At 36.3% G+C, this 12,644-nt stretch carries 3 protein-coding genes; all 3 read left to right on the forward strand.

What is annotated here, in order from left to right; translation table 11 throughout:
- The first annotated feature begins 113 nt into the window (after nucleotides 1–113).
- The 3 genes from IEW94_RS09300 to IEW94_RS09310 all read left to right on the forward strand — a co-directional run bounded on the left by IEW94_RS09300 (nucleotide 114) and on the right by IEW94_RS09310 (nucleotide 12,637).
- Nucleotides 114–4,973 carry a T9SS type B sorting domain-containing protein gene (locus IEW94_RS09300; protein ID WP_229669497.1) on the forward strand — a complete coding sequence of 1,620 codons (4,860 nt, stop codon included), beginning with the start codon at nucleotides 114–116 and terminating at the stop codon, nucleotides 4,971–4,973.
- 55 nt (nucleotides 4,974–5,028) lie between these two features.
- Nucleotides 5,029–7,350: a T9SS type B sorting domain-containing protein gene (locus IEW94_RS09305; RefSeq protein WP_188652305.1), complete on the forward strand. Its 2,322-nt coding sequence runs from the start codon at nucleotides 5,029–5,031 to the stop codon at nucleotides 7,348–7,350.
- A gap of 151 nt (nucleotides 7,351–7,501) precedes the next feature.
- Nucleotides 7,502–12,637, forward strand: coding sequence for an FIDD domain-containing protein (locus tag IEW94_RS09310; RefSeq protein WP_188652306.1), 5,136 nt, complete (start codon nucleotides 7,502–7,504; stop codon nucleotides 12,635–12,637).
- Nucleotides 12,638–12,644 lie beyond the last annotated feature (7 nt).

Here is a 12,644-nt window from a genome sequence, read left to right on the forward strand (position 1 = left end):
ACCAACAAAATCATGTTTTGCACGATATTTTTTGAGTATCATCTAAATATTATCTACTTTTCAAATTGAATTAATGTTTAAAACACAATGCTGTTTTTCCCAAATAAAGCGAAGTGAAAAGTAACCTACAATATTATGCCTTTTTACTACTACTGTTCTGTAGCTATAATGTTGTGTTTTCTCAGCAACAAATATCTGTAGACTCTTCTGTTCCTCTTGACCAACTGGTTTTAAATAACTTAGTTAAAGGTTGTGTTGAAATTTCAAATATAAAATCGTCTGTCAACGGTAGTTCATACGGACTTGCCAGTTATGGTTATTTTAATAAAGCCAACTCTAATTTTCCCTTTCAAGATGGAGTCATGTTATCTACTGGTAATGCCGAATCTGGTGGGAACAGCCCAAGAACACCAACACTCAGCGAAGGGTCAACTATATGGGGTACCGATCCTGATCTTGAAACAGCTTTGGGCATCACAAACACCCTTAATGCCACATCCATCGAATTTGATTTGGTATCAACTTCCAATTTGGTTCAATTTAATTATTTATTGGCCTCTGAAGAATATTTTGGTATCAATCCCTGTCAATTTTCTGATGGATTTGTATTTTTAATAAAACCCACTGCAAGCGCCGGCCCCTATCAAAATATTGCAGTAGTGCCTGGTACTTCAACACCTGTAAGCACCAATAGTATTCATGATGAGATTTTTGGGATTTGTCCAGCACAAAACGACCAGTATTTTGATGGTTATCAACTTGGAGACACCAATTACAATGGTAGAACCGTTCCTTTAATTGCAACCGCTTCTATTGTGCCTTATGTACAATATCACATTAAATTAATCATCGCTGATTATTCTGATTTACAATATGATTCTGCCGTATTTATTGAAGGCATCAGTTTTGATAATCTAGATTTAGGGCCTGATATTGTAACTTGTTTGAATTCAGCCACATTAAATGCCGATATCCAAAATCCTCAAGCTTCGTATTCATGGTTTTTAAACAACAATCCTATTAGTGGAGCTTCAAGTCCAAAGTTAAATGTGACTCAAGATGGAACGTATAGAGTTGAAATATCAGTGCCTTTAAATAGTAAGATTTGTACACAAGAAGATGAGATTCAAGTCACTTTAAACTCAGAACCCCCAGTAAGTCCCATTTCAGATTTTGAAATGTGTGATGATTTAAGTGGGGACGTAACCGAAATTTTTGACCTCCAAAATAAGAATGCAGAAATATTAGGGCTTCTTCCAACTGGCAACTACAATTTAAAATATTATTACACTGAAGCCAATGCCAGAAATGATGTCAATGCCATAGCAGCACCTATTCCAAACACAGCAAATCCACAACAAGTTTACGTGGCAATAGAAAACACAGATACAGGTTGTTTTTCTTATGCGCCGTTTAATTTGATCGTAAACTTAATTCCAAATATAACACCTCCAACACCTTTAAAAGTATGTGATAATGACGCCACTCCAAATGGTATTACTGATATTAATTTAACTGAAAAAGACAGTGAAATAACAGGGGGAGACACAAATTTATCCGTTTCCTATCATTTCACCCAAGCAGATGCACTTTCTGGTAACAGCCCAATTATATCACCTTATGTTAATGCAAGTTCTCCAAACTCACAGTCATTTTTTGTTAGAGTTGTTAATACACAAACTGGCTGTTTTAACACAACCACACTAGATGTTAATATCATAAACAGCCCAATTGTAAATACAGACACACAATTTATTGATGCCTGTGACCCAGACCATGATGGAACGGCCACTTTTGATTTAACCGAAGTCATTCCTAGTGTGTTGAATGGTCTGCCAGCATCGGGAGTTACCATTACGTTTCATACCACCTATGAAGATGCGGAATCCGGCAGCAATGCCATTGCTAACGAAACAAATTATCAAAACATCAATCCAGATGTCCAAACCGTTTTTATTCGGGTTGAAGACAATAATACAGGTTGCCCCAGTATTGTGCCTATTGAGATTCATACCAATTTACTGTTAACCGGTACAGATGTTGGAGATTTTGCGCTATGCGATGATGCTGGTAATGATGGAAAAGCAGATTTTTATCTCAATTCAATTACAACTTATATTGCGAACGATTTACCAGATTTAACCGTCACTTATTATGAAGACGAAACAGATTTACTCAATAATAATACAGCCAATGCCTTAGACCCAAGTGTTCCATATACTGCAACAAGCCCACAACTCCTTTATATAAAAATAAGGGACACTATCAGTAATTGCGAGGAAAATGCTGAAATCAAATTATTGGTAAACCCAATTTTATTGTTTCAGCCTGTGGAACCAATAAAATATTGTGATTCTGATGAAGATGGCATTGTTGATGTGGATTTGCATTCACTAGATGATACAGTAACAAGCGGAAACACAAACTTTGAAGTGCATTATTTTTTGACTGAACAAAACGCTATAGACAACAGCAACGAATTAACTCCATTATATCCGGTTTCTGGAACACAAACTTTTTGGGCCAGAATTGAAAACATTGATTCTGGTTGCCATACTGAAAATAAATTTGAAATAACTGTAGTTCCCGCTCCTGCTATAGCGCAACCGAGTCCGTTTATTATTTGTGATGATGACCAAGATGGTTTTTCAACCATAAACCTTGACACCAAAATTGATGAAATAGTGACTGATAGAACGGGGTTAAACTTTAGCTTCTTCACATCATTAACAGATGCCGAAACCAATACAAATGCTATAGCCACCCCTAACGCATATAACTCAAATACTCAAAATATTTTTGTACGAGTAGAAAACAACTTGTCTGAATGCTTTAACATTGCCACATTAAACGTGATTGTAAGTACCCAACCCGTTTTCCCCAATATTAGTGATTATGAAATTTGTGAGGACGATGGTGATGGAAAAGCAGATTTTTTGTTTTCAGACAAGGACAATGAAATTTTAAATGGCCAAGCTGGAAAAGAGGTGTTGTATTTTGAAGACTCCAGTCACACAGTTCCAATTGATAAAAACACATTGTATCAAAACATATCAAGTCCGCAAACTATTTATGTAAGAGTACAAAATACCATAGACCCAAGTTGTTATGGCGACACGTCATTTACCATTCTGGTGTCTTCCAATCCGGATTATAACACCGCTTTTTCTGACTATTTAATTTGTGATGACAGTAGTAACGATGGTAAAAATGTTTTTAATTTAAATGATAAAATTGCTGAAATATCCCAAGGCGCGTCAGTTCCATTGGATATTACATTTTATTCCAGCATTCAAAATGCCGAAAACAAAACAAACCCATTGCCGCTTCAATATACCAATTCCACCAATCCTGAAACTATTTATGTAAGAATTGAAGGAAACAATTCCATTTGTTATGTTATAGAAGAGCTTGGCATTAACATTATTGCTGCTCCTGACGTCTCTCAAGCAGATCCTTTTACGCAATGTGACACTGATTATGATGGCAAAACATCCTTTAATTTAAACGATGCAAATTTTCAACTTTTAGATCGAGTAACAACAGATTTGTCCATAAGCTATTTTGAAGATATAAATGATGTTGAAGACCCTTCAAAAGAAATTGCTGACCCAGGAAACTACACCAACATCAACAATCCTCAAACAGTCTATATAAAAGTTACCAATACCTTAACGGGTTGTTACACTATTGTTCCTTTGGATTTAATTGTAAACCTGCCAATCCCTACCAATACAATTGGAACCATTGAAATTTGTGATAATGACACAAACACCTATGACTTATCTCAGGTAAACTCCATGATTGTTAATGACCCAAACACAGCAATTATCAGTTATCACAATTCATTGATTGAAGCAGAAAACAATTCTAATCCATTACCAGATATTTTTAATTACATCAATTCCTTCAACACGTTTTTTGCAAGAGTTGAAGATCCAGTTACTGGTTGTATCATAATACAATCATTCAATTTACAAATCAATCCAAATCCTGTTGCAATGACCCCTCCAAACCTTGAAGATTGTGATGATGATTATGATGGCTTTCTAACATTTGATTTGTCTCAGCAAAAAAACGCCATTATTGGAGCAGAAAACCCCAATGATTTTTCGGTAAGCTATTACACAAGTGTTGATGATGCCGTTAATAAAATAAATGCCTTAAACTATACTCATGCAGCTTATGATGGCGAAGTTATTTATGCCAGAATGGAAAACAATGTTACAGGCTGTTTTGATACTACATCATTTACCACCATTGTTAACCCTTTGCCTATAATAAACATTAATGACATTGTTCCCTTGTGTGCCAATGACTTACCATTGATAGTTGATGCAAGTACAGGAAACTTAAACGATACTTATGTGTGGTCAACAGGTGAAACCACACCTCAAATACAGATTCAACCTCAAGATTTAGGAGATTATTGGGTCACCGTTACAACACCTAATAACTGTGAAGCTACCAAAGCTTTTACTGTCATAGAATCAGAAGAAGCTACTATAAATTTCACGACAACTGTTGATTTTGCGGACCCAAACAGCATCACGGTTGATATAAGTGGAATAGGTGATTACGTGTATATTTTAGATGGTGGAACACCGCAAACATCCAATGTATTTAATAATGTTACGTTTGGCCTCCATACCGTGACCATAAGAGATCTCAATGGTTGCCAAGATGTTTCAAAAAATGTTGTGGTTATTGATTATCCAAAATTTGTAACTCCAAATAATGATGGCAATTTTGATACATGGCAAATTGTAGGAATTGAAGAAATTCCAGGAACCGTTACTTATATTTATGACCGATATGGAAAACTCTTAAAAACCCTACCGTCTTACTCTATAGGCTGGGACGGCACTTTTAATGGACAAAACATGCCAGCTGATGATTATTGGTTTGTAGCCAAAGTAAAAAAAGACGGTCTTGATTTTGAAGTGAAAGGGCATTTTGCTTTAAAGCGTTAAAAAATCAATTGATTTCCATCTACTACGTATATTTGTATTTCCATATCATTTTTTAATGAAACACCTTTTTTTTATTTGTTTTTTTACGGTTAGTTTATTGTCATTTGGGCAAAATGTACAAGTTGATAGCCAAACCTATACACCACAACAACTCATTGAAGATATTTTAATTAACAGCAATTGCATTACCAAAGTCACTGTAACCAATGTTGTTGGTGGTGATTTTGGTGGCTCCGATCAGAGTTATGGCTATTTTGATGCTTCTGGAACGTCGTTCCCCTTTCAAAGCGGCATCGTGTTAAGCACTGGCCGTTTAGCACATGTTCCTGGGCCAAACAATACCTTAAGTGACGATAATGCTACCAATTGGGGTGGAGATACTGATTTGGAAACCATTTTAAATGAAAACAATACCACAAATGCCACTATTATTGAATTTGAATTCACCGCCATTGCCTCTCAAATTAGTTTTAGATATTTATTTGCTTCAGAAGAATATCAGATAAACAATTCCAATACCTGTCAATATTCAGACTTGTTTGGATTTTTAATACGTAACATCAACAGCAGTCAATATACCAATATTGCTGTCATACCAAATACACAAACACCTGTTAAAGTTACAACTGTTCACCCCAATATTCCGGGAGGATGCGCTGCACAAAATGAAACGTATTTTGGCAGTTGGAACAATGCGTCAGCTCCCATAAACTTTAATGGACAGACAGCCATTTTAACCGCCACCGCAAACACAGTGCCCAATGAAACCTATCATGTAAAACTCGTGATTGGTGATGAAGCAAATTATCGGTATGACTCAGCCGTGTTTTTGGAAGCAGGCAGTTTTCAATTAAGTACAGATTTAGGTCCGGATAGGTTAATTGCAACCAATAATCCTCTTTGCGAAAATGAAACCTTACTTCTTGACGCCTCTCAAGCAGGCAATAATACCTACAAATGGTTTAAGGATGGCAATGAAATTTTGGGCGAGACAAATGACACTTACATGGTTACAACACCTGGCACATACAGTGTTGAAGTGACTTTGAATAACAGTTGTATAGCCAATGGAAATGTGACCGTGGAATATGCTGAAAAACTTCATACAACTCAAAACTACTTGAACCTTTGTGATAATGATAATGATGGGATAACCTTCTTTGATTTACATTTAGCTGATCCATTTTTTACGCTTAATGGTTATCCTGAGTTACCTGTTATTGATTTTTATTTGACCGAAAATGATGCTATTCAAAATATAAATCCAATCCCAAACCCCAATAGCTTTATTAACACAATACCAATGCAGGTTGTATTTGCTAGACTTGAAAATCAATATGGCTGTTTTGCTGTTGAACCATTAACACTTGAAGCAAACTACACGAGTTCAAATGTTAAGTCTTTTGAAGCTTGTGATGATGACGGTGATGGGTTTACAACCTTTAATTTAAACGAATTAAGAAATCTGATTAAAACTGAAGTTTCTCAAGGTGCAGAAATCACGTTTTATAATACCTATGATGATGCGGCCAATCATATTAATCAATTAAGTGATTCCTATATAAATACAACAGCATTTTCGCAAGAAATTTACGTTAAAGCACAAGTAATCTTTTGCGAACTATTTACAACTATAAATTTAATTGTAAATAATTCATCCCAACTTTTGCCCGATGAAATGGTACCCTATTGTTTGAATAGTTATCCACAAACCATCAGCATAGATTCTGGTTTACTAAATGGTTCTGGCAACAACCCAACTTATGAATGGTTTTACAACAACCAAATGATTACTGCAAACACAACTAGTATTGATGTCAATGAAACTGGCACTTATACCGTAGTGGTTTCATTTTCAAATGGATGTTCTTCAAGTAGAGACATCTCCGTTATTCCTTCCAACATCGCTACAATAGAAAAAATAGACATCCAACAAGCAACTGAAAACAATACGGTTACAGTTTCTGCTTCTGGTGAAGGTAATTATCAATATGCGCTTGATGTTCCCATATTTCATAACAGCAATACCTTTTCAAATGTAAAACCAGGATTTCATACGGTTTATGTGATGGATACTAATGGCTGCGGAACCCTTGAAAAAGAAATATCAGTCTTGGGTTTTCCAAAGTTCTTTACGCCAAATAATGACGGAACAAACGACACCTGGAAACCTTATGGTGTGAATGCGCAGTTCAATTCAGATATTGACATTAAAATATTTGATCGCTATGGCAAGTTCGTCAAACAAATCAATCCTATTGAACCTGGTTGGAACGGTACGCTTCATGGCAATTTGATGCCAAGTGATGACTATTGGTATGTTGTCCTGTTAGCTGATGGCACAGAATATAGAGGCCATTTTGCATTAAAACGTTGATCTACCTCATCAGATAAATGATAATAATACTCATTTTGACGAAAAACAGACCTTTCCGTTATATTAAAAATAAAATGAATTGGTTTATGATTTATCTTAGCATTGGTTAAAAATCACCCTGAATTATCAATTATATAATTTAAAATTTCGCATGAACAATAATAGCAATTTTAAGAGGTTCTTTCTTTTCATCCTGTTTATTGTTATTCATCATGCTGTATTTTCCCAATTAAGCAAAACCCATTATATTCCCCCATTAACAAGTGCCGAATTTGGCAATGCCAACCCTGAGGAACAATATATTTATATATCAACCCCTAGTTTGGCAAATATAAACTACACCATCATACCTGTAGGACAGCCAACTTCAAGTAAGATAACAGGTACTGTTTCAAATGCTAATCCTCAAGAAATTTATTTAGGCACTGGCTACGGACAATTGTTTATACCATCAACCATAACAAGCACAGTGGTTAATGATAGAGGTTTCATCATTGAAGCTGAAGCTCCTATTTATGTATCGGTACGAATGAATGCAGGTAATGGTGCTCAAGCGGGCGCCCTTGTCAGCAAAGGATTGGCAGCATTAGGTAACACTTTTAGGGTTGGTTGTTACACGAATGAAAACCCTCAAAGCAATTATTTGAATTTTGTATCTGTTATGGCAACAGAAGATAATACCAACGTAACATTTAGTAATTTACCAACCGGATTAATCATAAAAAATTATTTTGGACCAACACCAGTTAATATAACTTTAAATAAGGGAGAAAGCTATACCATAGCAACCAATAGCTTTGATAGTGCAATTAACAGAGATGGACTCATTGGAGCTTTAGTACAATCAGATAAACCGATTGTGGTTAATTGTGGTTCAGCAAATGGAAGTTTTAGCAATGGAACTGGCAGAGATTATGGCATTGACCAAATTGTTGATCTCTCAAAAGTGGGCAACGAATACATTTTTGTAAAAGGTGACGGCACTAATGATTGGGAAAACGTCTTGATTGTAGCCCACTCAGACAATACGTCTATAAGCATCAATGGTACAACTACCTCAACTATTAATGCTGGGGAGTACTATTTAATTGAGGGTGATAAATATAATGCAAACGGCAATATGTACGTGGCCACATCACAACCTGTTTTTGCTTATCAAGGTCTAGGAGCAACCACCAGTGAAGCCAACCAAGGCATGTTTTTTGTACCACCTTTAAGTTGTGAAACGCGTGGTAATTTGGATAATATTGCGTTTATAAACAACATTGGAAACACCACCTATTCTGGAGGTATTTCAATAGTTACCAAAGTGGGTGCTACCGTAACCATAAACAATACACCCATCTCGAGTTTTTCAACAATAGGACCAAGTACTGTAAGTGGCAATTCAAGTTACGTGACCTATAAAGTTCTTGGTTTAAATGGTAATGTGTCTGTTCAATGTGATGACGAATTATATTGTGCTTATTTCAACTATAATGGTGCAGCCACATCGGGAAGTTTCTACTCTGGTTTTCCAACGGCACCCGAAATAAATTTTGACACTTCCTTTGTAACCTTGGGAATTTGTATTCCAAACGTGACTTTGGAAGTGGCAAACATGGGAAACTTTGACAGTATTGAATGGTTTTTTGATGATGGCTCTGGAGGCGGTTTTGTGTCAACAGGCTCAACAAGTATGCAATATACCCCCTCAGCATCTGGAACTTACAAATTAATAGGAAAATTAATTTGTTCTGGGTTAACTTTAGAGTCTCTTGAGGTCCCCGTAAGTATATGTCCAGACGATATTGACAATGACGGTATTCCTGATAATATTGATATAGATAATGATAATGATGGCATTTTAAATTGTACGGAATCCAATGGCAATCAAACCATCAATTTGTCAAATCTTACAGGCGGTACTATTCCCGTTGGAAATTACACCTATACTGGAACGCTTTCCACTACTGGCAATGCAGCCACAACTCCTTTTTTAGGGTCTAGTGACGGAACATTTATGAGCGAAACCCCGAGTAAAAATGGCACTATTGAAACCAGTGTAACCTATGCTTTAAATTTCAATAAAAACCTTAACTTGTTGTTTGAATATGCTACATCATCAACGCTTGGCAATGGTGTAATGACCAATGATGAGGAATTTATAATTCGGGTTCCAAATAACAGAACTTTTACACTTTTAGACCCAGATGACCAACTGCTTATTGACACTAATTACGATGGTGTGTATGAGACAGGCATCACCCAAATTTCAGCTTTTGAAATACGGTTTAAATTAAATGGAACAAAGTTAGCCCTTGGTGCTGGCACGTTTAGTTTTTCTGCAAATGGTGTGGACTCTTTTACCTACATTCATAAAAATGATTCAGAAAACAATAGCAACCAAGCGACCTTTAAAATTTCTGCAACCTGTGTGGCGAAAGATTCTGATAATGATGGTGTGGAAGACAGTTTAGACTTAGATAGTGATAATGATGGTATCCCTGATTATATTGAAAATCAAGGCAAATTAGTAATCTTATCAGGAATTGATGCAGATTTTAACGGACTAGATGACATCTATGATTTGTATGCAAACCCAATTGATACAGACAACGATAATGTACCCGATTTTTATGATTTGGATAGTGACAATGATGGTATTTATGATGTGAAAGAATCTGGAAGCGGTTTACCGGATACCGATTTTAATGGTGTTATTGATAACGTAAATACTCTGGTGGGCTACAACGGTTGGGACGACAATGCCGAAACAACTCCAGACAGTAATATTATTGGTTATACGCTGAGTGATCTTGATAATGATTCAATATTTAATTATCTGGATTCTGACAGCGATGGTGATGGCTGTAGTGATGTTATTGAGGCCGGGTTTTCAGATGGAAACAATGATGGTTTCCTAGGCAATTCACCACCAATAGTTAACATACAAGGACTTGTAACAAACTCTAGTGATGGTTACACCTTGCCTAATAGTGTATATCTAATTGACGGCACCATAACAATTACTACACAACCTGTAGATACTGAAGTTTGTAATCTATCAGACACTGTTATTTCTCTAATCAGTTCCCCAATAGATGCTATCAAATGGGAATTGAGCACCGATGGAGGAATCAATTGGAATCCTATAACAGATGGTGCTTTTTATAGTGATTCATCAACCAATAATTTAACTATTCTAGCGGTAACACTAACCTATAATAACAACAAATACAGAGCATTTTTAAATAGAACCGACAATATCTGTGGCATATATTCAGATGAAATAACGTTAACCGTTAATGATTTGCCAGTAGCTAACACCCCTAGTATCTATTCACAATGTGATGATGCATCCAATGATGGTCAAGCGTTTTTTAATCTTACTTTAAATAGTATCAAAGAAGACGTTAACCCCAACTATATTGCTGAAAACCTCACATTTTCATATTTCTTGAATCAGGCCGATGCCGAATCAGGTAATTCACCAATTCCTAATCCAGATACCTATCAGGACAGCTTAGGATTTTCTCCAGAAACAGTTTGGATACGCGTTGAAACTCCAAAAGGTTGCGCTAGCGTTGTACCACTTTCCTTGGAAGTTACACCTTCCAGTGCAGTATTAGACAACTATAATCCAAATTCCATGTACCAATGTGACGATGGTATTGATGTCAGGGATGGAATTTCAACGTTTGATTTAACGTCAATTAAAGACCATATCATAAATGTTATTTTTCCATCCATTAATGTGTCCGTCAATTTTTACGAAAATCAAACCGATGCTGAATTGGAGATTAACGAAATAGCCGATATTTCAAATCACCAAAACACCAATTCACCCAACTCCCAAGATATTTGGGTGCGTGTAAAAAGTGATTTGGGCAATAATTGTTTGGGCTTAAAAGAGTTTCCAAATTTATTAATAGTGGAAGCCTTGCCAGTTGCAAACCAAGTTAACATTCCAAGGCAATGTGATGACGACTTTGATGGCGCTTATCCTTTTGATGTTTCAACATTGGAAGCAACGGTTTTAGGAAGTCAATCCTCAAATGATGTGTCAATAAACTATTTTGATAGTTCTGGCAACCCCTTAACCGACTTTATTGGAAACCCAGTTACCAGTCCCCTGCCCAACACGCTATTAATGGATAGCCAAACCATGACAATCAGACTTAACAATAACACACCTAATGCTTGCTATGATGAAACCACTTTGGAATTTATTGTAGATACCCAACCTGTTGCCAATGCAGTGCCAGAGCAAATTGTATGTGATGGTGACGCTGGTGATATTGACAATGATGGCCTATACCCTTTTGATACTTCCTCCTTTGCAAATATTATTTTACAAGGACAAACAGGTATGGACATTTATTATGATTATATAGATGAAAATGGTATGGCAATCACACATAGCCAGTCATTACCAAATCCATTGATTTCTGGAAATCAAATCATCAAAGTAGAAGTAGTGAACCCTATAAACCTATCATGCACCGCATCAACAACCATTGAATTGATTGTAAACCCACTTCCTGAGTTCTCAATTGACACACCACAGATTGTGTGTTCATCAGACCCTAGTTTTACGGTTGTTCTGGATCCTTTAGAAGACAACCCTTCGGAAGTATTTCATTACCAGTGGACTTACCAAGATGGAACCATTCTTTCTAACGCTTCAACTTTAACAGTGTCCACTCCAGGAACGTATTCTGTAACGCTTACAAAAACCGATGGAACAGGGTGTTCCAGAACAAGAGATGTATTTGTGAATGCTTCAGAACTGGCTACAATAACTCAAAACGATATTACCATTGTTGATATTTCAAATGACAATAGCCTAACAATTGATAATTCAAACCTTGGACAAGGAGACTATGAGTTTGCCTTAGAAGATGCCACTTCAACGTTGCAGGACGAGCCCTTTTTTAACTATCAGGACGATTTGGTTTTTAACCATTTAAAAGGTGGTCTTTACAAACTCTATGTAAGGGACAAAAAAGGCTGTGGCACATCTGTTCTCGAAATCTCGATCATTGGATATCCCAAGTTCTTTACACCAAACGGTGATGGGGCAAATGATTACTGGCAGATCCAAGGTATTAATGCGCAGTTTCAACCCAATAGCACTATTTATATATTTGACCGATACGGAAAATTGTTAAAACAATTAAATCCCTTAAGTAACGGATGGGACGGCACGTTTAATGGACATTTATTATCAAATGACGACTATTGGTTCAAGGTTATTCTTCAAGACGGCAGGCAGTTTATGGGACATTTTACTCTAAAACGCTAAGACGGTA

The organism is Yeosuana aromativorans (assembly GCF_014646655.1).
Taxonomy (GTDB): Bacteria; Bacteroidota; Bacteroidia; order Flavobacteriales; family Flavobacteriaceae; genus Yeosuana; species Yeosuana aromativorans.